Genomic DNA, 19,910 nt, shown 5'->3' with positions numbered 1-19,910 from the left:
ATGAGGGTTATTTAGTTTTTAAAAGGAATTTAATGCCAACAATTTCACAATTAGTACGAAAAGGAAGGGCCACGATTACCAAGAAGAGTAAATCGGCTGCTTTGGATTCGTGTCCTCAAAGAAGAGGGGTTTGTACGCGTGTTTACACTACTACACCAAAAAAACCAAATTCGGCAATGCGTAAAGTTGCAAGGGTAAGGTTGACCAATGGTAAAGAAGTGAACGCATACATCCCTGGTGAAGGACACAACCTCCAAGAGCACTCGATAGTATTGGTAAGGGGCGGAAGAGTAAAGGATTTGCCTGGTGTGCGATATCATATCGTTCGCGGTGCTTTGGATACCGCAGGTGTTGCGGGAAGAACCCAGCGACGATCTAAGTATGGTGCAAAGCGTCCTAAAAATTAATCATTTTTAAGAAAGAGAGATGAGAAAAAAGCAGGCAAAAAAGAGACCTTTATTACCGGATCCAAAATTTAACGATCAGCTTGTTACACGTTTTGTGAACATGATGATGTGGGACGGTAAAAAGTCAATTGCGTTCAAGATATTTTATGATGCAATTGAGATCGTTGACGAGAAGAATACTGACGAAGAAAAAACTGGATTGGAGCTTTGGAAAGACGCTCTTTCCAATGTAATGCCACATGTTGAAGTTAGAAGTAGGAGAGTGGGTGGTGCTACGTTCCAGATTCCAATGCAGATTCGTCCAGATAGAAAGATATCCACTGCCATGAAATGGTTAATCAGCTATTCAAGAAAGCGTAACGAGAAATCCATGGCGCAAAAATTGGCTGCCGAGATTTTGGCAGCTGCCAAAGAAGAAGGTGCGGCGGTGAAGAAAAGAGTAGATACACACAAAATGGCTGAGGCCAATAAAGCGTTCTCACACTTTAGATTCTAAACAATACAATGGGAAGAGATTTAAAATATACAAGGAATATAGGTATTGCAGCTCACATTGATGCTGGAAAGACAACTACTACAGAACGTATTCTTTTCTACACAGGTGTGAGTCACAAAATTGGGGAGGTGCACGATGGTGCAGCTACCATGGACTGGATGGAGCAAGAGCAAGAGCGCGGTATTACCATTACCTCTGCTGCTACAACATGTACTTGGAAGTTCCCAATGGAGAATGCCAAGGACTTGCCGGATACAAAAGATTACCATTTTAATATTATCGATACTCCCGGACACGTTGATTTTACGGTTGAAGTAAACCGTTCGCTTCGTGTATTGGATGGATTGGTGTTCTTGTTCAGCGCCGTTGATGGTGTTGAGCCTCAATCCGAAACCAACTGGAGATTGGCTGATAACTATAAAGTGCCAAGAATCGGGTTCGTGAATAAAATGGACCGCCAGGGTTCTAACTTCCTTGCGGTTTGTAAGCAAGTTCGCGAAATGTTGGGGTCAAATGCCGTGCCGATTGTATTGCCAATTGGTGATGAGGCTGACTTTAAAGGAATCGTTGACTTAGCCAAGAACAGAGCTGTTGTTTGGCACGAGGATAACTTTGGTTCCACCTTTGATGTTGTTGATATCCCTGCAGATATGCAGGATGAGGTGAGAGAGTACAGGGCTGCCTTGATAGAGGCTGTTGCCGAATATGATGAGGAGTTGATGGAGAAATTCTTCGAAGATGAAAACTCTATCACTGAAGAGGAAGTGCATGCTGCGCTACGTGCTGCGGTTATGGACAGAGCCATTATTCCAATGATTTGTGGTTCTTCCTTTAAAAATAAAGGAGTTCAGTTCTTGTTGGATGCGGTTTGTCGCTACTTGCCTTCACCTTTAGATAAGGATGATATTGTAGGTGTTAACCCTGATACGGAAAAAGAAGAAAGAAGAAAACCAGACCCAAAAGAGCCATTTGCTGCTCTTGCTTTTAAAATTGCAACTGATCCTTTCGTAGGTCGTTTGGCATTCTTTAGGGCATATTCTGGTCGTTTGGATGCAGGTTCTTATATTTTGAACAACCGTTCAGGTAACAAAGAGCGTATTTCTCGTATCTATCAGATGCACTCCAATAAACAAAATGCCATCGATTTTATCGAAGCGGGAGATATTGGTGCTGCTGTTGGGTTTAAGGATATCAAAACAGGGGATACCCTTTCAGATGAGAAACATCCGATAGTTCTGGAAAGTATGCAGTTCCCTGAGCCTGTAATCGGTATTGCCGTTGAGCCTAAAACTAAGGCCGATGTTGATAAATTGGGTATGGCTTTGGCTAAATTGGCCGAGGAAGATCCAACGTTCCAAGTAAAAACAGATGAGGCTTCTGGTCAGACCATTATTTCTGGTATGGGCGAGCTTCACTTGGATATTATTTGTGACCGTCTTAAGCGTGAGTTTAAAGTTGACGTTACTCAAGGTCAGCCACAGGTGGAGTACAAAGAAGCTATTACTGGTACAGCTGATCATAGAGAAACTTATAAGAAGCAAACTGGTGGTCGTGGTAAATTCGCAGATATCGTATTTACTATGGAGCCTGCAGAGGAAGGTAAATCCGGACTTGAGTTTGTAAACGTTATTAAAGGTGGTAACATTCCTAAGGAATTTGTTCCATCTGTTGAAAAAGGATTCAGGGAGGCTATGAAGAATGGTCCTTTGGCCGGTTTCGAAATGGATTCCATGAAGATTACCCTTAAAGATGGTTCCTTCCACCCTGTGGATTCTGACCAACTTTCTTTCGAATTGGCTGCAAAATTGGGTTACAAGGTTGCTGCTAAGAAGGCAAGGGCTATTATAATGGAGCCAATCATGAAGTTGGAGGTTCTAACTCCAGAGGAAAACATGGGTGATATTGTAGGTGACTTGAACCGTCGAAGAGGTCAAGTGAACAGCATGTCAGATAGAGCAGGGGCAAAAGTTGTTAAGGCTGAAGTGCCACTATCCGAGATGTTTGGTTATGTTACTGCTTTGAGGACATTGTCTTCTGGTAGAGCAACATCAACAATGGAATTTTCACATTATGCAGAGACTCCTTCCAATATTGCAGAGGAAGTGATCAAAGCAGCTAAAGGAGTAACCGCTTAATTTTTCAGCAAGATGAGTCAAAAAATTAGAATAAAATTGAAATCTTACGATCACAATTTGGTGGACAAATCTGCTGAAAAGATTGTGAAAACAGTAAAAACTACAGGTGCTGTGGTAACTGGACCAATTCCGTTGCCAACTCGCAAAAAAATATTTACAGTTTTGCGTTCACCTCACGTGAATAAAAAGGCTAGAGAGCAGTTTCAATTAAGCTCGTACAAGAGGTTGTTGGATATATACAGCTCTTCATCAAAAACTATCGATGCCCTTATGAAGCTTGAGCTTCCGAGTGGTGTGGAAGTTGAGATTAAAGTCTGATAATATTTCCGCTGAATAGCGGGGGTCACATGTCCCGAACGATGGTTCGGGAAAAACGGAGAAAGAAAAGAATCTGGGTCAGAACAGAATATTTTCTTGACCCAATTTTTTTGCCAATTATTTGGTATAAATAGAAAAAGAAACAATTAATAATTAATAATTATGTCTGGGTTAATAGGTAAGAAAATCGGTATGACCAGCATTTTCGACGAGAATGGAAAGAATGTTCCATGTACCGTTTTGGAGGCTGGACCATGCGTGGTTACCCAAGTCAGAACCGAAGAGGTAGACGGGTACAAGGCCCTTCAACTAGGTTTCGATGACAAGGCAGAAAAACGTGCTAACAAGGCCGAAACAGGTCACTACAAAAAAGCAGGTACTTCTCCTAAAAAGAAAGTCGTTGAATTCCATGGGTTTGAAGGAGAATACAAATTGGGAGATACAGTAGGTGTCGACCTTTTTCAAGAAGGAGAGTTTGTTGATGTAGTGGGTACGTCAAAAGGTAAGGGATTCCAAGGTGTTGTAAAACGTCATGGTTTCGGTGGAGTTGGCCAAGCCACCCACGGTCAGCACAATAGATTGAGAGCCCCTGGTTCCATCGGTGCTGCGTCTTATCCATCCAAAGTTGTTAAAGGTCTTCGTATGGCCGGTAGAATGGGTGGTGACAGAGTTACTGTACAAAACTTAAGAGTATTGAAAGTGGTTCCTGAGAAAAATCTTTTGGTTGTTAAAGGATGTGTACCGGGCCATAAAAATGCATATGTAACTATTCAAAGGTGGCAATAATGAAGGTAGCAGTTTTAGATATCAAAGGAAAAGAAACAGGTCGGAGTGTAGAGCTTTCTGACGATGTTTTCGGGATAGAGCCTAACGAGCATGCTATTTATTTGGATGTTAAGCAGTACTTGGCCCATCAAAGGCAAGGAACTCATAAGGCCAAAGAAAGAGCTGAGATCGCTGGTAGTACCAGAAAAATTAAAAAGCAAAAAGGTACTGGTACCGCAAGGGCCGGTAGTATCAAATCACCTGTGTTTAGAGGTGGAGGTAGAATCTTTGGTCCAAGACCTAAGGACTACACCCAAAAGTTGAACAAGAACATGAAGCGTTTGGCCAGAAAATCTGCCTTGAGCTTGAAGTCCAAAGAGCAATCTTTGGTGGTAGTTGAAGACTTCAATTTTGAAGCTCCAAAAACCAAGGACTTCGTTAATTTCTTGTCTTCCTTGGGAATAGAAAAGAAAAAGTCCCTTATTGTGTTGGGTGATACAAATAATAACGTATATTTGTCGTCGCGTAATTTGGAACGTTCCGAAGTTGTAACAAACTCAGGATTAAACACTTACAAAATTGTTAATGCAACAAGTTTGGTGTTGACCGAAAGCGCTTTGGAAGGAATTGAATCGAACCTAAAGAAATAAGAGTATCATGAGTGTGTTGATAAAACCGATAATTACGGAGAAGATGACCGCCGATAGCGAGCTTTTCAATCGCTACGGATTCTTTGTAAATCCAACTGCTAACAAGTTGGAAATCAAAGAAGCGGTAGAGGCTACTTATGGTGTGTCTGTTGAAAAGGTAAGAACCATGAATTATGGTCCAACGCGTAAGAGTCGTTATACAAAAACCGGTATTCAGCATGGCAAAACAAATGCTATCAAAAAAGCAATTGTTGATGTGGCTGAAGGTGATATTATTGATTTTTACAGTAATCTATAAAGACGAGAAATGTCAGTTAGAAAATTAAAACCGATAACCCCTGGTCAGCGTTTTAGAGTAGTAAACGGATTTGACGCGATTACTACTGATAAGCCGGAGAAAAGCTTGCTTGCTCCGATCAAAAAGACAGGTGGTAGGAACAGTCAAGGAAAAATGACCATGCGCCACAAAGGTGGTGGTCATAAAAGAAGATATCGAATCATCGATTTCAAAAGGGATAAACAAGGTGTTGAAGCTACTGTAGTTTCAATCCAGTATGATCCGAACAGAACTGCATTTATTGCCTTGGTAGAGTATAAGGATGGTGAAAAAAGATATGTGGTTGCCCAAAATGGTTTGCAGGTAGGTCAGGCTATCCAGTCTGGTTCCGGTTCTGCTCCGGAAATTGGAAATGCACTGCCTTTAGGTGAAGTTCCATTGGGTACTATTGTTTCTTGTATCGAGTTGAGGCCTGGCCAAGGTGCAATTATGGCACGAAGCGCAGGTACATTTGCTCAATTAATGGCAAAGGACGGTAAGTTCGTAACCTTGAAATTGCCATCTGGGGAGACTAGAATGATTTTGGCCACTTGTTTGGCCACTATCGGGGCAGTTTCCAACTCTGACCATCAATTGCTTGTTTCCGGTAAAGCGGGTAGAAGTAGATGGTTGGGTAGAAGACCAAGAACTAGACCTGTAGCGATGAACCCTGTAGATCACCCAATGGGAGGTGGTGAAGGTAGAGCTTCAGGAGGTCATCCAAGATCTAGAAACGGTATTCCTGCAAAAGGATTCAGGACCCGTTCCAAGACCAAGGACACCAATAGATATATCATAGAACGTAGAAAGAAATAAAAGAAAAGTTAAATGGCACGTTCGTTAAAAAAAGGACCATACGTTCATTTTAGTCTGGAGAAAAAAGTCCAGACCAATATAGAATCAGGTAAGAAAACAGTTATCAAAACGTGGTCTAGGGCCTCTATGATAACACCAGACTTTGTAGGGCAGACTATCGCAGTGCACAACGGAAGACAATTTGTTCCCGTTTTTGTTACTGAGAACATGGTTGGCCACAAATTGGGAGAATTTTCACCTACTAGATCTTTTAGAGGTCATGCAGGGGCTAAAAACAAAGGTAAAAAGTAAGTAAGCTATGGGAGTTCGTAAGAGAGAAATGGCCGAAAGGTTGAAGGAAGAGAAAAAGCAACTTGCTATTGCAAAGCTTAACAATTGCCCAACGTCTCCAAGAAAAATGCGTTTGGTCGCTGACTTGGTAAGAGGTAAGCAAATTGAGATGGCTTTGGCTACCTTAAGGTTTAACCCTAAAGAGGCATCCAGAAAGTTGGAAAAGCTTTTGCTATCGGCAATCGCTAACTGGGAAGCAAAAAATGAGGGTGCTGATATCGAAGCGGCAAATCTTTACATCAAGGAAATCCGTGTAGACGGAGGAACTATGTTGAAGAGATTGAGACCTGCTCCACAAGGTAGGGCACATAGAATCAGAAAGCGTTCCAATCATGTAACAATGATCTTGGAGGCCAATAACAACGTTGAAAGCTAGAAATTAGAATATGGGACAGAAGACCAATCCAATAGGAAATCGCTTAGGAATTATCAGAGGATGGGAATCCAACTGGTACGGAGGAAATGATTACGGCGATAAACTGGCTGAAGACGATAAGATCAGAAAATATATCCATGCACGTTTGGCAAAAGCCAGTGTGTCAAGGGTAATTATCGAGAGAACCTTGAAATTGATCACTATTACCATTACCACATCTAGACCTGGTATCATTATCGGTAAAGGTGGACAAGAGGTTGATAAACTTAAAGAAGAACTTAAGAAAATCACCAACAAAGAGGTTCAGATCAATATTCATGAAATTAAGAGACCTGAGCTTGATGCTAACTTGGTAGCTGCAAGTGTTGCAAGACAGATTGAGAGTAGGATTTCATACAGAAGAGCTATTAAAATGGCGATTGCTGCTGCAATGCGTATGAATGCCGAAGGTATCAAGATTCAGATTTCCGGACGTTTGAACGGTGCTGAAATGGCGCGTTCAGAATCTTACAAAGAAGGAAGGATTCCATTGTCTACTTTCCGTGCGGATGTAGATTATGCTTTGCACGAAGCTCATACTACTTACGGTAGATTAGGGGTTAAAGTGTGGATCATGAAAGGAGAGGTCTATGGAAAAAGAGAGCTTTCCCCATTGGTAGGATTGAGTACTGGTCAAGGAAAAAGCGGTAAGGATAATAAGAAACCTCGCCGTAGAAAGTAATTAGATAAAGTAAGGTAAAATGTTACAGCCAAAAAGAACAAAATTTCGTAAGGCCCAGAAAGGGCGTATGAAGGGTATCTCCCAGAGAGGGCACCAACTTTCCAATGGAATGTTCGGTATCAAGTCCATGGATTCGCACTTCATTACTTCCCGTCAAATAGAGGCTGCACGTATCGCTGCGACAAGATACATGAAGAGACAAGGTCAATTGTGGATCAAAATATTCCCGGACAAGCCTATCACCAAAAAACCTCTTGAGGTCCGTATGGGTAAAGGTAAAGGTGCTCCAGAATATTGGGTAGCCGTGGTAAAGCCGGGTAGAATCATGTTCGAGATTGCTGGTGTACCAAAGGATATTGCCCAAGAGGCCTTAAGGCTTGCGGCACAAAAACTTCCGGTCAAGACCAAGTTTATTGTAGCAAGGGATTATTCCGCCTAATTTTTAATTGAGAAGAAAGATGAGACAATCAGAAATAAAAGAACTTTCAATTGAAGAGCTAAAGGAGAGATTGGCCGAGTTGAAAAAACAACACGCCGACCTTAAAATGGCACATGCCGTTACTCCTTTGGAAAATCCTTTACAGATCAGAAAGACTAGAAGGACGGTAGCAAGACTTGCGACTGAAATAACTAAAAGGGAATTACAATAATCGGTTCTGCCTTATGGAAAACAGAAATTTAAGAAAAGAAAGAATAGGCGTTGTTACCAGCAACAAAATGGAGAAATCGATAGTGGTTTCTGAGGTAAAAAGAATGAAACACCCTATGTACGGGAAATTCGTTTTGAAGACCAAGAAGTATGTTGCCCACGACGAGAAGAACGATTGCAACGAAGGTGATACCGTCAAAATAATGGAAACACGACCATTGAGCAAAACAAAATGCTGGAGGTTGGTAGAAATCCTAGAAAGAGCTAAATAATTATGGTACAGCAAGAATCAAGATTAAGAGTTGCGGACAATACCGGTGCAAAAGAAGTTTTGACCATCCGCGTACTAGGAGGAACAAAAAGGAGATATGCTTCCTTGGGTGACAAAATCGTTGTTACTGTAAAAGAAGCTACTCCGAACGGTACTGTAAAGAAAGGTTCTGTGTCTACAGCAGTTGTTGTTAGAACAAAGAAAGAAGTGAGAAGACCTGACGGTTCTTACATCCGTTTCGATGACAACGCATGTGTGTTGTTGAACCCAACCGGGGAGATGAGAGGAACTCGTGTATTCGGTCCTGTTGCCAGAGAGTTGAGGGACAGACAATTCATGAAGATTGTTTCATTGGCGCCTGAAGTGCTATAAAAGAAATATCAGAAAGATGAAGTTGAAAATAAAAACAGGGGATACGGTAAGAGTCATTGCGGGAGACCACAAGGGCAGCGAAGGTAAAGTGCTTCAAGTAGACCGTGAAAAGAACAAAGCTATCGTGGAAGGTGTCAATGAGGTGTCCAAACACGAAAAGCCAAGTGCGAACAATCCTCAAGGAGGCATAACTAAAAAGGAAGCTCCAATGCATATTTCCAATCTTTCCTTGATTGATCCAAAATCTGGCGAGGCAACTCGTGTTGGGTACGAAGTAAGGGATGGAAAGAAAGTAAGGGTTTCTAAAAAATCCAATGAAGTAATTTAGTCATGAGTTATATTCCAAGATTAAAACAAGAATATAAGGAGCGCGTGGTCAAGGCGCTAACGGAAGAGTTTGGTTACAAGAATGTAATGCAGGTTCCTAAGTTGCAGAAAATAGTAGTGAGCCGAGGAGTTGGTGCTGCTGTTTCAGATAAAAAGCTTATCGATCATGCCGTGGACGAGCTGACCAATATCACAGGTCAAAAGGCGGTAGCTACGCTTTCAAAGAAAGACGTTGCAACCTTTAAACTGAGAAAGGGTATGCCGATTGGTGCTAAAGTGACATTGAGAGGTGAGCGCATGTACGAATTTTTGGATAGATTGATCACAAGTGCCCTTCCAAGGGTGCGTGATTTCTCTGGAGTTAAAGCCACTGGTTTCGACGGGAGAGGTAACTACAATTTGGGTGTTGCCGAACAAATCATCTTTCCAGAAATCAATATCGATAGAATTAACAGAATCAATGGGATGGACATTACGTTCGTTACTTCCGCTGAAACTGACAAGGAAGCAAAATCATTGTTAACCGAACTGGGAGTACCCTTTAAAAAGAACTAGTATGGCCAAGGAATCAATGAAAGCCCGCGAAAGAAAAAGGGCTAAAATGGTAGAAAAATACGCCGAGAAAAGAAAGGCGCTAAAGGAAGCGGGAGATTATGAGGCTTTACAAAAGTTGCCTGTAAATGCATCTCCAGTTCGTATGAGGAACCGTTGTAAACTAACTGGTAGACCTCGTGGTTACATGAGAACTTTTGGTATATCAAGGGTAATGTTCAGGGAAATGGCCAACAAAGGTTTGATTCCTGGTGTTAAAAAGGCAAGTTGGTAATTTAGATAAAGAAAAGAAATGCTTACAGATCCAATTTCAGATTATTTGACCAGATTGAGAAATGCCAGCAAGGCAGGTCATAGGGTTGTAAATATCCCAGGTTCCAATCTAAAGAGACAAATTACCAAAATATTGTTCGACCAAGGATATATTTTGAGTTATAAGTTCGAGGAGAACGAAGTACAAGGGAATATCAAGATAGCCCTTAAGTATGATAAATTCACCAAGGAGCCTATCATAAAAAAATTGCAGAGGGTTAGTAAACCAGGTTTGCGTAAATATTCAAACTCAAGCGATTTGCCAAGAGTATTGAACGGGTTGGGGATTGCCATCATATCAACTTCTCATGGAGTGATGACTAGCAAGCAAGCTCAACAAGAGAACGTAGGTGGTGAAGTTTTGTGCTACGTATATTAATTGAGAAAAGAGAAGAAAAATGTCTAGAATAGGTAACAGTCCAGTTAAAATTCCTGATGGAGTCACTATAGAAGTGAAGGATTCCGTGGTTACTGTAAAAGGTAAGCTAGGTGAGCTTTCACAAGAGTTTTCAGGGATTGACATAAAAGTCGAGGACGGAAGTGTTGTTTTGGAAAGACCTTCCGATAACAACGAACATAAAGCAAAACATGGTTTATACCGCGCTCTTATCAATAATATGGTAGAAGGTGTGACCAATGGTTGGACCAAGCAATTGGAACTTGTAGGTGTTGGTTACAGAGCCAGCAATCAAGGTCAAAAGTTGGATTTGGCCCTTGGGTTCTCTCATAACATCGTTTTGGACATCGCTCCAGAAGTACAGATTGAGACTATCTCCGAAAAAGGGAAGAACCCTATCGTAAAACTAACATCTCACGACAAGCAATTGGTAGGTCAAGTGGCTGCCAAAATAAGATCTTTCCGTAAGCCAGAGCCTTACAAAGGAAAAGGTGTGAAGTTTGTAGGTGAGCAATTAAGAAGAAAAGCAGGTAAATCAGCTTAATAATTAAGACTATGGGATTATCTACTACTGAAAGGAAATTACGCATCCGAAGAAGAATACGAAAAGTATCCTTCGGAACTGAAGCAAGACCAAGGTTGTCTGTCTTCAGAAGCAATAAAGAAATATACGCCCAGTTGATAGACGACAATAAAGGTGTAACTTTGGCGGCAGCTTCATCCAGAGATAAGGATGTCGATGCCAAAGGAACAAAGTCCGAAATCGCGACCAACGTGGGTAAGGCCATAGCTGAAAAGGCCCTTAAGCTTGGTGTTGAAGCCGTGGCTTTTGATAGAGGAGGAAACCTATATCACGGAAGAGTAAAATCATTGGCTGAAGGCGCGAGGGAGGCCGGACTAAAATTTTAATAAACTATGTACCAGAATTACAAGAACGTAGAGACAGTAAAGCCAGGTGGACTGGAGTTGAAAGACCGTTTGGTTGGAGTACAAAGGGTTACCAAGGTAACAAAAGGTGGTAGAGCCTTTGGCTTTTCGGCAATAGTTGTTGTTGGTGATGAAAACGGAGTAGTTGGACATGGTTTGGGTAAATCCAAAGAGGTTGCCACAGCTATCGCCAAGGCTATCGAGGATGCTAAAAAGAACTTGGTTCGTATACCTTTGACAAAAGCAACACTTCCTCACGAACAAAAAGGAAAGTTCGGAGGCGCAAGGGTGTTCATCAAGCCAGCATCGCATGGTACCGGGGTGATCGCCGGTGGAGCAGTGAGAGCCGTATTGGAAGCAGTTGGAGTACAAGATGTACTTTCTAAGTCCCAAGGATCTTCAAACCCGCACAATGTGGTAAAAGCAACTTTCGATGCTTTGTTGCAATTGAGAAGTGCTGACACCGTAGCGAAGCAAAGAGGAGTTTCCTTGGAAAAAGTCTTTAAAGGATAAATAGAGGATATTATGTCAAAGATTAAGGTTAAGCAAATAAAGAGCGGCATTAAAAAGCCACAAAACCAAAAAAGGACTTTGGAGGCTCTTGGACTGAAAAAAATCGGACAGGTAGTTGAACACGAAGCAACACCTAGTATCCTTGGAATGGTAAATAAGGTAAAACACTTGGTTTCCACAGAGGAAGCTTAAAATATAAAGGCACATGGATTTGAATAATCTTAAACCAGCGGATGGCGCTGTGCACAGAGAAGGAAAACGTGTAGGACGTGGAGAAGGTTCCGGTAAAGGAGGTACTTCTACCCGTGGACACAAAGGAGCCAAGTCTAGATCTGGATATTCCAAAAAGATTGGTTTCGAAGGTGGTCAGATGCCATTGCAAAGACGTGTACCCAAGTTTGGTTTTACCAACATCAACAGAAAAGAGTACACAGGAATCAATTTGGGCAAACTTCAAGAATTGGTGGACAAAGGAACCGTGAAAAACGAAGTTACTTTGGAAACCCTTATCGAGAATGGATTGGCCCACAAAAATGATTTGGTAAAGATATTGGGTGATGGCGAATTGAAGACGTCCCTTAAAGTATCTGTACATAAATTTACTGCTTCCGCAAAAGCTGCCATCGAGTCAGCAGGAGGTGAAGCAATAAGTTTATAAGAACATATAGCATGAAGAAATTTATTGAGACCATATCAAATATCTGGAAGATAGATGAACTGAGACAACGTATTATCCTAACATTGGGATTATTATTGGTGTACCGATTCGGTGCACAAGTTGTACTTCCTGGTATTGATACCACCCAATTGGCCCAATTATCCTCGCAGACCGAAAATGGAATCTTGGGTATTCTGAATGCTTTTACAGGTGGTGCTTTTGCGAATGCTTCGGTATTCGCTTTGGGTATTATGCCCTATATCTCCGCTTCCATTGTGGTTCAGTTGATGGGAATTGCGATTCCTTATCTTCAAAAACTGCAAAAAGAAGGCGAGAGCGGTAGAAAGACCATCAACCAGATTACCCGTTGGTTAACAATTGGTATCTGTATAGTTCAAGCCCCTGCCTATTTGTACGGTCTTGGTGCCCTTGGTGTGCCGGATAGTGCATTTGTTTTGGGCAAAGGTTTGGATTTTATCGTTCCAGCTGTTATTATATTGGTAACAGGATGTGTATTCGCCATGTGGTTGGGTGAGAAAATTACCGATAAGGGAATTGGAAATGGTATCTCCCTTTTGATTATGGTGGGTATCATCGCTACGTTGCCACAAGCATTTGCTCAGGAATTCGTCTCAAGAACAACCAACAATACTGGTGGAATCATGTTTATGTTGATTGAAGTGATTGTTTGGTTCTTGGTAATCTTAGCCAGTGTTTATTTGACCATGGCCGTAAGACAGATTCCGGTACAATACGCAAGAAGGACAGCCTCTGGAGGATATGAAAAGAACGTAATGGGAGCACGTCAATACATTCCTTTAAAATTGAATGCATCTGGTGTAATGCCGATTATCTTTGCGCAGGCAATTATGTTCGCACCAAGTTTGATCGGAAGAACATTTAATGATACAGCTGCAGGTCAGTGGATGGAAGTACAGTTTGCCGATATATTTGGGTTGGCTTACAATATCCTATTTGCAGTGTTGATCATCATATTCACATACTTCTATACAGCAATCACAGTACCGACCAACAAAATGGCCGATGATTTGAAAAGAAGTGGTGGTTTCATTCCTGGCATACGCCCTGGGAAGGAAACAGGAAATTATTTGGACAAAATCATGTCCTTGATTACATTACCAGGATCCATATTTTTGGCCTTGTTGGCAGTATTGCCAGCAATCGTTGTAAAATTGATGGACGTACAGGCCGGATGGGCATTGTTTTATGGAGGAACATCACTATTGATTATGGTAGGTGTGGCCATAGACACTGTGCAACAAGTAAATTCTTATTTGTTGAATAGACATTACGACGGCTTGATGAAAACCGGTAAAAACAGAAAAGTAGCATAATTTATGGCAAAGCAGCCAGCAATAGAACAAGACGGGACTATTATTGAAGCATTGTCTAATGCAATGTTCAGGGTAGAATTGGAAAATGGGCACGTGGTAACGGCGCACATATCAGGGAAAATGCGTATGCACTATATTAAGCTGCTTCCCGGTGATAAAGTAAAGTTGGAGATGAGTCCATACGATTTAACAAAAGCAAGAATTACGTATAGATACTAGTTACATGAAAGTAAGAGCATCAATAAAGAAGAGAAGTGCCGACTGCAAGATCGTTCGCAGAAAGGGCAGATTGTATGTAATCAACAAAAAGAATCCTAGATTTAAACAAAGACAAGGGTAATTATGGCAAGAATTGCAGGGGTAGATATACCTAAACAAAAGCGTGGCGTTATTTCGCTTACCTACATCTTCGGTATAGGTAAAAGTAGGGCGCAAGAAATTTTGGCAGCAGCCCAAGTAAGTGAAGATACCAAGGTTTCCGATTGGACCGATGATGAAATCGGTAAAATCAGGGAAGCGGTTGGAGCTTACACGATTGAAGGAGAGCTTCGCTCTGAAACCTCAATGAACATCAAACGTTTGATGGACATCGGTTGTTACCGTGGAATTCGTCACAGAGCAGGATTGCCATTGAGAGGTCAACGTACAAAGAACAACTCTAGGACCAGAAAAGGAAAAAGAAAAACGGTTGCCAACAAGAAAAAAGCAACTAAATAATAAGAACATAGTCATTAGTATTTAGACGTTAGAAGAATCTGTTTGAAATGTAAAAGTCTAGGATTCCAATAACTAAGAGCTAACACTAGAAACTAAAAAATATGGCAAAAACAAGTAAAACTACAACCAAGAAGCGCAAAGTAATAGTAGATGCTACTGGAGAGGCGCACGTTGTAGCATCTTTCAACAACATCATTATTTCTCTTACCAATAAGAAAGGTGATGTTATTTCATGGTCATCTGCAGGAAAAATGGGATTCCGTGGTTCAAAAAAGAACACTCCCTACGCAGCTCAGGTTGCAGCGGAAGATTGTGCAAAGGTTGCTCATGAAGCAGGCTTGAGAAAAGTGAAGGTTTATGTAAAAGGACCAGGTAACGGTAGGGAATCTGCCATTCGTTCCATTCACAACTCAGGAATCGAGGTAACAGAGATCGTAGATGTTACTCCACTACCACACAATGGTTGTAGACCTCCTAAAAGAAGAAGAGTTTAATTATCAATTATATTGTTTAACGGGCCCCCTAAAAAGGGTCTTCACCCGAAGGTGCAGTTAGATTATCGAAGGATAAGCCTTAATTCATAATCGCACTTTCAAACTAAAAGAAGATGGCAAGATATACAGGACCAAAAACAAAGATCGCTAGAAAATTTGGAGAAGCGATTTTCGGAGACGATAAGTCATTCGAAAAGAAAAATTACCCTCCAGGACAACACGGTAACAACAGACGCCGTGGTAAAAAATCTGAATATGCAATCCAGTTGATGGAGAAGCAAAAGGCAAAATACACGTATGGTATTTTGGAAAAACAATTCCGTAATCTATTTGCCGAGGCAAAAAGAAAAGAAGGAGTTACCGGTGAGGTTTTGCTTCAATTGTGTGAGTCACGTTTAGATAACGTGGTTTTCAGAATGGGAGTATCCCCATCAAGAAGAGGTGCGCGCCAATTGGTATCGCACCGTCATATTACTGTAAACGGAGAGGTAGTTAACATTCCATCTTACTCGCTAAAAGCTGGCGATGTTGTTGGTGTTAGGGAAAAATCCAAATCCGTACAATCCATCGTGGATTCATTGGCTAACAATAGCAGTGTTTACGAATGGATTACTTGGAACTCTGAAAAGAAAGAAGGTACTTATGTAGCTGTTCCAGAAAGGCTTCAGATTCCTGAGAATATCAAGGAGCAACTGATAGTCGAATTATACTCTAAATAAGAATTCAACATTAATCCAATTATGGCATTACTTAATTTTCAGAAGCCCGATAAAGTTATAATGATCGATTCAACAGATTTCGAGGGGAAATTCGAATTTCGTCCCTTGGAACCTGGATATGGATTAACAGTTGGGAATGCGCTGAGAAGGGTTTTGCTTTCCTCTTTGGAAGGTTTTGCCATCACTTCTGTGCGCATAGATGGAGTTGAACATGAGTTTTCTGTTATCCCAGGCGTTGTTGAAGACGTTACCGAAATTATCCTGAACCTTAAACAAGTTAGGTTCAAAAGACAGATTGATGATGTTGAGAGCGAAACTGTATCTATTTCCGTTAGTGGAAAAGAGCAGATGACTGCCGGTGACTTCCAAAAGTTCATCTCAGGATATCAAGTGCTGAACCCAGACTTGGTAATCTGTAACATGGACCCCAAGGTGAGCATCAACATGGAAATCGTTATCGAAAAAGGTCGTGGTTATGTTCCCGCAGAGGAAAACAAAAAATCCAATGCACCTTTGGGAAGCATTGCGGTTGATTCTGTTTACACTCCAGTAAAGAACGTAAAATACAGTATCGAGAACTATAGGGTAGAGCAAAAGACCGATTATGAAAAATTGGTTTTCGAAATCATCACCGATGGTTCAATCCACCCAAAAGATGCGTTGACCGAGGCCGCTAAAGTCTTGATTCATCACTTTATGTTGTTCTCCGATGAGCGTATCACCCTTGAGGCTGATGAAATTGCTCAGACCGAGACCTACGATGAGGAATCATTGCACATGCGTCAGTTGTTGAAGACCAAGTTGGTGGACATGGACTTGTCCGTAAGGGCACTGAACTGTCTTAAAGCCGCCGAAGTGGATACTTTGGGAGATTTGGTTTCCTTCAACAAGAACGATTTGATGAAGTTCAGAAACTTCGGTAAAAAATCATTGACCGAATTGGAAGAATTGGTTATCAATAAAGGCCTACAATTTGGTATGGACCTTTCCAAATACAAATTAGATAAAGATTAATAATCATATTTTGCTCTCCTACACAGCAGGATCTGGTAGCAAGATGATAACTTAGAACAATGAGACACGGAAAGAAGTTTAATCACTTAGGAAGAACAGCTGCCCACAGAAAGGCAATGTTGGCCAACATGGGAAGTTCCCTAATTGAGCATAAAAGAATCAACACCACGGTTGCAAAGGCCAAGGCGTTGAAAACGTTTATTGAGCCCTTGATTACAAAAGCAAAGACGGAGAACAACCAGACTACCGAAAAAGGTACGCACAACAGAAGGGTTGTTTTCAGTAACTTGCGTAGCAAAGAGGCCGTAACAGAATTGTTCAGCACAGTTGCCGAAAAAGTTGGCGACAGACCAGGAGGTTACACAAGAATCATTAAATTGGGTAACCGATTGGGAGATAACGCTGACATGGCGATGATCGAGTTGGTAGATTTCAACGAGCTTTACAACGCAGGTAAGCCCAAGAAAAAGTCGACCAGAAGAAGTAGAAGAGGAGGCGGAGCCAAGAAAGCTGAAACACCAGCTCCAGCGGCTGAAACCAAAACTGACGATTCTGAAGAATAAGAAGAATGTTATTAACTATTGTATTTAACGAAAAAGGATAAGTGAGAACTTATCCTTTTTTTATGTTTTTTTGTCAAAACTGAAACTAGAGCACGAAATGAAGTATCACACAAAGAAAAAAGCGTTGATTTTGTTAGCGGATGGAACCATATTTTATGGCAAGGCCGTTGGAGGAAGAGAAGGTACCGCAGTAGGGGAAGTTTGTTTCAATACTGGGATGACGGGTTACCAAGAGATTTTTACAGATCCGTCCTATTACGGACAGTTAATGGTAACTACTAATGCACACATTGGAAACTATGGAGCCAATTTGGAAGAAGTGGAATCTGATTCCGTGAAGATTGCCGGTCTAATCTGCAAAAATTTCAGTTACGATTACTCCAGACCCAATGCAGATATGAGTTTGTTGGAGTTCTTGGACAAGAACAATCTATTGGCCATTTCAGATGTGGACACCCGTGCTTTGGTGAGCTACATTCGTGATAATGGCGCCATGAACGCACTGATTTCCACAAGAGTTGACGATATTGATGCGTTGAAAGAAGAATTGAAGCAAGTTCCTAGTATGGAAGGCTTGGAACTTTCATCCAAAGTATCCACAAAAGAGCCGTATTTCTACGGGGATGAGAATTCCGAAATAAAGATTTCTGCTTTGGATATCGGAATCAAAAAGAACATTTTGAGGAATTTGGCCAAACGAGGAGCTTATATCAAAGTGTTTCCTTACAATGCATCTTATGATCAGTTGAAAGAATGGAACCCGGACGGATATTTTATATCCAATGGACCTGGAGATCCAGAACCGTTGACCGATGCAGTAGCGGCCACTAAAGAAATGATTGCCTCTGATAAGCCTTTGTTCGGAATCTGTCTAGGTCATCAAGTGTTGGCTTTGGCCAATGGTGTTTCCACGTATAAGATGCATAATGGACACAGAGGGATTAATCACCCCATCCTTAACTTAGTTACTGGGAAAGGTGAAATCACTTCCCAAAACCACGGATTTGCGGTGAATAGGGAAGAGACGGAAGCAAATGAAGAGTTGGAGATCACCCACACGCATTTGAACGACCAGACCGTGGCCGGAATCAAAATGAAGAACAAGGATGTATTCTCGGTACAATATCACCCGGAAGCAAGTCCAGGTCCACACGATGCAGATTATCTGTTCGACCAGTTCTTCGATTTGATCAAGGCCGGTAAAAACTAAAACGATATAGTTCTGTTTTTAAGTATTTAAGTGCGTTTTGTGAGTAATATCATGGAGTTAAAAACGCTGTCTTTTGTATCTTTAGCCAATAATCACAACTATAAAACATTGAATTAAAATGAGCATCATTATCAACATTCATGCAAGACAAATATTGGATTCCAGAGGGAACCCGACAGTAGAAGTAGATGTAACAACAGAAAATGGAATAGTGGGAAGGGCAGCCGTACCTTCCGGAGCCTCTACTGGGGAGCATGAAGCCGTTGAATTGCGTGATGGCGGAGATTCCTTTATGGGTAAAGGGGTCGGTAAAGCCGTGAACAATGTAAATACGATCATAGCCGAGGAGCTTATCGGAACATCGGTTTTTGAACAGAACCATATTGATCAAACCATGATCGAGTTGGACGGTACTCCAAACAAATCAAAATTGGGGGCCAACGCCATTTTGGGGGTATCATTGGCAGTGGCAAAAGCTGCAGCGAATGAGTTGGGTATGCCATTGTACAGATACGTAGGTGGTGTTAGCGCAAACACGCTTCCCGTTCCTATGATGAACATTATCAACGGAGGGTCGCACTCCGATGCACCAATCGCTTTCCAAGAGTTTATGGTAATGCCGGTTAAGGCAAAGGATTTTAGCCACGCCATGCAAATGGGTACCGAAATCTTCCATAACCTTAAGAAAGTATTGCACGATCGTAATTTGAGCACTGCTGTAGGTGATGAAGGTGGTTTTGCACCTACCTTGGAAGGTGGTACCGAAGATGCCTTGGATACTATTGCAAAAGCTGTGGAAAAAGCAGGTTACAAATTGGGTGACGAGATTATGATCGCATTGGATTGTGCATCAGCAGAATTTTACGTAGACGGTGCTTACGATTATACCAAATTCGAAGGAAGCAAAGGTGTGGTTCGTACTTCTGAGGAGCAAGCTCAGTACCTTGCCGACCTTTGTGAAAAATATCCAATCATCTCCATAGAAGATGGAATGGACGAAAACGATTGGGAAGGTTGGAAAGTTTTGACCGAAAAAATCGGGGACAAAGTTCAATTGGTTGGGGATGACTTGTTCGTGACAAACGTTGAGCGTCTTTCCCGTGGAATTGAAAACGGTATTGCCAATTCCATCTTGATCAAAGTGAACCAAATCGGAACATTGACAGAGACCATTGCCGCTGTTAACATGGCAAAGAATGCAGGATACACTTCTGTAATGTCCCACAGATCTGGTGAGACAGAGGATAATACCATAGCAGATTTGGCAGTGGCATTGAACACAGGTCAAATCAAAACAGGTTCTGCGTCCAGAAGTGACCGTATGGCCAAATACAACCAGTTATTGAGAATTGAGGAAGAATTGGGCGAAGTTGCCTATTATCCACAAGAAAAAGCCTTCAAGGTAAACTAAGAATAATGATTTTTTAGCATACAAAAAGCCTTTCCTGATCAGGAAAGGCTTTTTTTTGTTTCAGTTCCAAACTTTGGTTAAATTAAGGGTTCACTTAACAAACATTCAAATATCTCTCC

Annotated in this window: 34 protein-coding genes; all 34 read left to right on the top strand. The window is 41.5% G+C overall.

Annotated features, from left to right (window positions below; genetic code table 11):
* Nucleotides 1-32 precede the first annotated feature (32 nt).
* Nucleotides 33-407: a 30S ribosomal protein S12 gene (gene rpsL / locus K1F36_RS09015; RefSeq protein ID WP_014032016.1), complete on the top strand. Its 375-nt coding sequence runs from the start codon at nucleotides 33-35 to the stop codon at nucleotides 405-407.
* Between the two features lie 19 nt (nucleotides 408-426).
* Nucleotides 427-903 (top strand): 30S ribosomal protein S7, encoded by a 477-nt coding sequence (gene rpsG / locus K1F36_RS09010; RefSeq protein WP_127140093.1) that lies wholly within the window; start codon nucleotides 427-429, stop codon nucleotides 901-903.
* 8 nt (nucleotides 904-911) lie between these two features.
* Nucleotides 912-3,038, top strand: a complete 2,127-nt coding sequence (gene fusA, locus K1F36_RS09005) for an elongation factor G (protein ID WP_207035013.1) — start codon at nucleotides 912-914, stop codon at nucleotides 3,036-3,038.
* Nucleotides 3,039-3,050: 12 nt separating this feature from the next.
* On the top strand, nucleotides 3,051-3,356 hold the full coding sequence (gene rpsJ / locus K1F36_RS09000) for a 30S ribosomal protein S10 (RefSeq protein ID WP_108246808.1): 306 nt from the start codon (nucleotides 3,051-3,053) through the stop codon (nucleotides 3,354-3,356).
* Between the two features lie 162 nt (nucleotides 3,357-3,518).
* Complete coding sequence (gene rplC, locus K1F36_RS08995; protein WP_220113518.1) at nucleotides 3,519-4,142, top strand: 50S ribosomal protein L3; 624 nt, start codon at nucleotides 3,519-3,521, stop codon at nucleotides 4,140-4,142.
* A complete protein-coding gene (gene rplD, locus K1F36_RS08990) occupies nucleotides 4,142-4,771 on the top strand; it encodes a 50S ribosomal protein L4 (RefSeq protein ID WP_220113517.1) in 630 nt (209 codons plus the stop codon). The genes rplC and rplD overlap by 1 nt, the downstream gene beginning before the upstream one ends.
* 7 nt (nucleotides 4,772-4,778) lie before the next feature.
* Nucleotides 4,779-5,069 (top strand): 50S ribosomal protein L23, encoded by a 291-nt coding sequence (rplW, locus tag K1F36_RS08985; protein WP_163626144.1) that lies wholly within the window; start codon nucleotides 4,779-4,781, stop codon nucleotides 5,067-5,069.
* A gap of 9 nt (nucleotides 5,070-5,078) precedes the next feature.
* The gene (rplB, locus tag K1F36_RS08980; RefSeq protein ID WP_166249057.1) at nucleotides 5,079-5,903 is read left to right on the top strand and encodes a 50S ribosomal protein L2; all 825 of its coding nucleotides are present in this window, start codon (nucleotides 5,079-5,081) and stop codon (nucleotides 5,901-5,903) included.
* 12 nt (nucleotides 5,904-5,915) lie between these two features.
* Nucleotides 5,916-6,194: a 30S ribosomal protein S19 gene (gene rpsS, locus K1F36_RS08975; RefSeq protein ID WP_108246813.1), complete on the top strand. Its 279-nt coding sequence runs from the start codon at nucleotides 5,916-5,918 to the stop codon at nucleotides 6,192-6,194.
* Nucleotides 6,195-6,201: 7 nt separating this feature from the next.
* The gene (gene rplV / locus K1F36_RS08970; RefSeq protein WP_108246814.1) at nucleotides 6,202-6,609 is read left to right on the top strand and encodes a 50S ribosomal protein L22; all 408 of its coding nucleotides are present in this window, start codon (nucleotides 6,202-6,204) and stop codon (nucleotides 6,607-6,609) included.
* A 10-nt stretch (nucleotides 6,610-6,619) separates the two neighbouring features.
* On the top strand, nucleotides 6,620-7,330 hold the full coding sequence (gene rpsC, locus K1F36_RS08965) for a 30S ribosomal protein S3 (RefSeq protein ID WP_108246815.1): 711 nt from the start codon (nucleotides 6,620-6,622) through the stop codon (nucleotides 7,328-7,330).
* Between the two features lie 19 nt (nucleotides 7,331-7,349).
* Entirely contained in the window at nucleotides 7,350-7,769 is a 420-nt protein-coding gene (gene rplP, locus K1F36_RS08960; protein WP_220113516.1) for a 50S ribosomal protein L16, read from the top strand.
* A gap of 19 nt (nucleotides 7,770-7,788) precedes the next feature.
* Nucleotides 7,789-7,980: a 50S ribosomal protein L29 gene (rpmC, locus tag K1F36_RS08955; RefSeq protein WP_108246817.1), complete on the top strand. Its 192-nt coding sequence runs from the start codon at nucleotides 7,789-7,791 to the stop codon at nucleotides 7,978-7,980.
* 13 nt (nucleotides 7,981-7,993) lie between these two features.
* The gene (gene rpsQ / locus K1F36_RS08950) at nucleotides 7,994-8,251 is read left to right on the top strand and encodes a 30S ribosomal protein S17 (RefSeq protein WP_100816200.1); all 258 of its coding nucleotides are present in this window, start codon (nucleotides 7,994-7,996) and stop codon (nucleotides 8,249-8,251) included.
* Between the two features lie 2 nt (nucleotides 8,252-8,253).
* Nucleotides 8,254-8,622 (top strand): 50S ribosomal protein L14, encoded by a 369-nt coding sequence (gene rplN, locus K1F36_RS08945; protein ID WP_014032002.1) that lies wholly within the window; start codon nucleotides 8,254-8,256, stop codon nucleotides 8,620-8,622.
* A gap of 16 nt (nucleotides 8,623-8,638) precedes the next feature.
* Complete coding sequence (rplX, locus tag K1F36_RS08940; RefSeq protein WP_220113515.1) at nucleotides 8,639-8,950, top strand: 50S ribosomal protein L24; 312 nt, start codon at nucleotides 8,639-8,641, stop codon at nucleotides 8,948-8,950.
* A gap of 2 nt (nucleotides 8,951-8,952) precedes the next feature.
* Nucleotides 8,953-9,504, top strand: coding sequence for a 50S ribosomal protein L5 (rplE, locus tag K1F36_RS08935; RefSeq protein WP_220113514.1), 552 nt, complete (start codon nucleotides 8,953-8,955; stop codon nucleotides 9,502-9,504).
* Between the two features lies 1 nt (nucleotide 9,505).
* Complete coding sequence (gene rpsN, locus K1F36_RS08930; RefSeq protein WP_108246820.1) at nucleotides 9,506-9,775, top strand: 30S ribosomal protein S14; 270 nt, start codon at nucleotides 9,506-9,508, stop codon at nucleotides 9,773-9,775.
* A gap of 18 nt (nucleotides 9,776-9,793) precedes the next feature.
* Nucleotides 9,794-10,192: a 30S ribosomal protein S8 gene (gene rpsH / locus K1F36_RS08925; RefSeq protein ID WP_220113513.1), complete on the top strand. Its 399-nt coding sequence runs from the start codon at nucleotides 9,794-9,796 to the stop codon at nucleotides 10,190-10,192.
* A gap of 19 nt (nucleotides 10,193-10,211) precedes the next feature.
* Complete coding sequence (gene rplF / locus K1F36_RS08920) at nucleotides 10,212-10,754, top strand: 50S ribosomal protein L6 (RefSeq protein ID WP_220113512.1); 543 nt, start codon at nucleotides 10,212-10,214, stop codon at nucleotides 10,752-10,754.
* An 11-nt stretch (nucleotides 10,755-10,765) separates the two neighbouring features.
* A complete protein-coding gene (rplR, locus tag K1F36_RS08915) occupies nucleotides 10,766-11,119 on the top strand; it encodes a 50S ribosomal protein L18 (protein WP_207034999.1) in 354 nt (117 codons plus the stop codon).
* A gap of 6 nt (nucleotides 11,120-11,125) precedes the next feature.
* Nucleotides 11,126-11,650, top strand: coding sequence for a 30S ribosomal protein S5 (rpsE, locus tag K1F36_RS08910; protein WP_090293767.1), 525 nt, complete (start codon nucleotides 11,126-11,128; stop codon nucleotides 11,648-11,650).
* A gap of 12 nt (nucleotides 11,651-11,662) precedes the next feature.
* Nucleotides 11,663-11,842 (top strand): 50S ribosomal protein L30, encoded by a 180-nt coding sequence (gene rpmD, locus K1F36_RS08905; protein WP_108246825.1) that lies wholly within the window; start codon nucleotides 11,663-11,665, stop codon nucleotides 11,840-11,842.
* 13 nt (nucleotides 11,843-11,855) lie between these two features.
* On the top strand, nucleotides 11,856-12,308 hold the full coding sequence (gene rplO, locus K1F36_RS08900) for a 50S ribosomal protein L15 (RefSeq protein WP_220113511.1): 453 nt from the start codon (nucleotides 11,856-11,858) through the stop codon (nucleotides 12,306-12,308).
* A gap of 11 nt (nucleotides 12,309-12,319) precedes the next feature.
* A complete protein-coding gene (secY, locus tag K1F36_RS08895) occupies nucleotides 12,320-13,663 on the top strand; it encodes a preprotein translocase subunit SecY (protein ID WP_220113510.1) in 1,344 nt (447 codons plus the stop codon).
* A 3-nt stretch (nucleotides 13,664-13,666) separates the two neighbouring features.
* A complete protein-coding gene (gene infA, locus K1F36_RS08890) occupies nucleotides 13,667-13,882 on the top strand; it encodes a translation initiation factor IF-1 (protein WP_014031991.1) in 216 nt (71 codons plus the stop codon).
* 4 nt (nucleotides 13,883-13,886) lie between these two features.
* Complete coding sequence (ykgO, locus tag K1F36_RS08885) at nucleotides 13,887-14,003, top strand: type B 50S ribosomal protein L36 (protein ID WP_010519235.1); 117 nt, start codon at nucleotides 13,887-13,889, stop codon at nucleotides 14,001-14,003.
* Between the two features lie 2 nt (nucleotides 14,004-14,005).
* Complete coding sequence (gene rpsM / locus K1F36_RS08880; protein ID WP_207034994.1) at nucleotides 14,006-14,380, top strand: 30S ribosomal protein S13; 375 nt, start codon at nucleotides 14,006-14,008, stop codon at nucleotides 14,378-14,380.
* 101 nt (nucleotides 14,381-14,481) lie between these two features.
* Entirely contained in the window at nucleotides 14,482-14,874 is a 393-nt protein-coding gene (gene rpsK, locus K1F36_RS08875; protein WP_220113509.1) for a 30S ribosomal protein S11, read from the top strand.
* Nucleotides 14,875-14,987: 113 nt separating this feature from the next.
* The gene (gene rpsD, locus K1F36_RS08870) at nucleotides 14,988-15,593 is read left to right on the top strand and encodes a 30S ribosomal protein S4 (protein ID WP_108246830.1); all 606 of its coding nucleotides are present in this window, start codon (nucleotides 14,988-14,990) and stop codon (nucleotides 15,591-15,593) included.
* A gap of 21 nt (nucleotides 15,594-15,614) precedes the next feature.
* On the top strand, nucleotides 15,615-16,607 hold the full coding sequence (locus K1F36_RS08865; RefSeq protein ID WP_127023976.1) for a DNA-directed RNA polymerase subunit alpha: 993 nt from the start codon (nucleotides 15,615-15,617) through the stop codon (nucleotides 16,605-16,607).
* Nucleotides 16,608-16,666: 59 nt separating this feature from the next.
* Entirely contained in the window at nucleotides 16,667-17,170 is a 504-nt protein-coding gene (rplQ, locus tag K1F36_RS08860) for a 50S ribosomal protein L17 (RefSeq protein WP_220113508.1), read from the top strand.
* A gap of 97 nt (nucleotides 17,171-17,267) precedes the next feature.
* Nucleotides 17,268-18,380: a glutamine-hydrolyzing carbamoyl-phosphate synthase small subunit gene (gene carA, locus K1F36_RS08855; protein WP_220113507.1), complete on the top strand. Its 1,113-nt coding sequence runs from the start codon at nucleotides 17,268-17,270 to the stop codon at nucleotides 18,378-18,380.
* A 118-nt stretch (nucleotides 18,381-18,498) separates the two neighbouring features.
* On the top strand, nucleotides 18,499-19,791 hold the full coding sequence (gene eno / locus K1F36_RS08850) for a phosphopyruvate hydratase (protein WP_108246834.1): 1,293 nt from the start codon (nucleotides 18,499-18,501) through the stop codon (nucleotides 19,789-19,791).
* The last annotated feature ends 119 nt before the right edge of the window (nucleotides 19,792-19,910 follow it).

The organism is Flagellimonas abyssi, assembly GCF_019457905.1.
Classification (GTDB): Bacteria; Bacteroidota; Bacteroidia; order Flavobacteriales; family Flavobacteriaceae; genus Flagellimonas; species Flagellimonas abyssi.
This window is presented reverse-complemented; position numbering and strand designations above follow the sequence as displayed.

Coding starts and splice junctions, on each gene's coding strand:
- rplR (WP_207034999.1), top strand. CDS start 10,766: ATGGGATTATCTACTACTGAAAGGAAATTACGCATCCGAAGAAGAATA.
- rpmC (WP_108246817.1), top strand. CDS start 7,789: ATGAGACAATCAGAAATAAAAGAACTTTCAATTGAAGAGCTAAAGGAG.
- rpsS (WP_108246813.1), top strand. CDS start 5,916: ATGGCACGTTCGTTAAAAAAAGGACCATACGTTCATTTTAGTCTGGAG.
- rplF (WP_220113512.1), top strand. CDS start 10,212: ATGTCTAGAATAGGTAACAGTCCAGTTAAAATTCCTGATGGAGTCACT.
- rpmD (WP_108246825.1), top strand. CDS start 11,663: ATGTCAAAGATTAAGGTTAAGCAAATAAAGAGCGGCATTAAAAAGCCA.
- rplP (WP_220113516.1), top strand. CDS start 7,350: ATGTTACAGCCAAAAAGAACAAAATTTCGTAAGGCCCAGAAAGGGCGT.
- rpsN (WP_108246820.1), top strand. CDS start 9,506: ATGGCCAAGGAATCAATGAAAGCCCGCGAAAGAAAAAGGGCTAAAATG.
- eno (WP_108246834.1), top strand. CDS start 18,499: ATGAGCATCATTATCAACATTCATGCAAGACAAATATTGGATTCCAGA.
- rplO (WP_220113511.1), top strand. CDS start 11,856: ATGGATTTGAATAATCTTAAACCAGCGGATGGCGCTGTGCACAGAGAA.
- rpsC (WP_108246815.1), top strand. CDS start 6,620: ATGGGACAGAAGACCAATCCAATAGGAAATCGCTTAGGAATTATCAGA.
- infA (WP_014031991.1), top strand. CDS start 13,667: ATGGCAAAGCAGCCAGCAATAGAACAAGACGGGACTATTATTGAAGCA.
- fusA (WP_207035013.1), top strand. CDS start 912: ATGGGAAGAGATTTAAAATATACAAGGAATATAGGTATTGCAGCTCAC.
- carA (WP_220113507.1), top strand. CDS start 17,268: ATGAAGTATCACACAAAGAAAAAAGCGTTGATTTTGTTAGCGGATGGA.
- rpsD (WP_108246830.1), top strand. CDS start 14,988: ATGGCAAGATATACAGGACCAAAAACAAAGATCGCTAGAAAATTTGGA.
- rplX (WP_220113515.1), top strand. CDS start 8,639: ATGAAGTTGAAAATAAAAACAGGGGATACGGTAAGAGTCATTGCGGGA.
- rpsQ (WP_100816200.1), top strand. CDS start 7,994: ATGGAAAACAGAAATTTAAGAAAAGAAAGAATAGGCGTTGTTACCAGC.
- K1F36_RS08865 (WP_127023976.1), top strand. CDS start 15,615: ATGGCATTACTTAATTTTCAGAAGCCCGATAAAGTTATAATGATCGAT.
- rplD (WP_220113517.1), top strand. CDS start 4,142: ATGAAGGTAGCAGTTTTAGATATCAAAGGAAAAGAAACAGGTCGGAGT.
- rpsJ (WP_108246808.1), top strand. CDS start 3,051: ATGAGTCAAAAAATTAGAATAAAATTGAAATCTTACGATCACAATTTG.
- rplQ (WP_220113508.1), top strand. CDS start 16,667: ATGAGACACGGAAAGAAGTTTAATCACTTAGGAAGAACAGCTGCCCAC.
- rpsL (WP_014032016.1), top strand. CDS start 33: ATGCCAACAATTTCACAATTAGTACGAAAAGGAAGGGCCACGATTACC.
- rplB (WP_166249057.1), top strand. CDS start 5,079: ATGTCAGTTAGAAAATTAAAACCGATAACCCCTGGTCAGCGTTTTAGA.
- rpsG (WP_127140093.1), top strand. CDS start 427: ATGAGAAAAAAGCAGGCAAAAAAGAGACCTTTATTACCGGATCCAAAA.
- rpsE (WP_090293767.1), top strand. CDS start 11,126: ATGTACCAGAATTACAAGAACGTAGAGACAGTAAAGCCAGGTGGACTG.
- rplE (WP_220113514.1), top strand. CDS start 8,953: ATGAGTTATATTCCAAGATTAAAACAAGAATATAAGGAGCGCGTGGTC.
- rpsH (WP_220113513.1), top strand. CDS start 9,794: ATGCTTACAGATCCAATTTCAGATTATTTGACCAGATTGAGAAATGCC.
- rplC (WP_220113518.1), top strand. CDS start 3,519: ATGTCTGGGTTAATAGGTAAGAAAATCGGTATGACCAGCATTTTCGAC.
- rplV (WP_108246814.1), top strand. CDS start 6,202: ATGGGAGTTCGTAAGAGAGAAATGGCCGAAAGGTTGAAGGAAGAGAAA.
- secY (WP_220113510.1), top strand. CDS start 12,320: ATGAAGAAATTTATTGAGACCATATCAAATATCTGGAAGATAGATGAA.
- rplW (WP_163626144.1), top strand. CDS start 4,779: ATGAGTGTGTTGATAAAACCGATAATTACGGAGAAGATGACCGCCGAT.
- rpsM (WP_207034994.1), top strand. CDS start 14,006: ATGGCAAGAATTGCAGGGGTAGATATACCTAAACAAAAGCGTGGCGTT.
- ykgO (WP_010519235.1), top strand. CDS start 13,887: ATGAAAGTAAGAGCATCAATAAAGAAGAGAAGTGCCGACTGCAAGATC.
- rpsK (WP_220113509.1), top strand. CDS start 14,482: ATGGCAAAAACAAGTAAAACTACAACCAAGAAGCGCAAAGTAATAGTA.
- rplN (WP_014032002.1), top strand. CDS start 8,254: ATGGTACAGCAAGAATCAAGATTAAGAGTTGCGGACAATACCGGTGCA.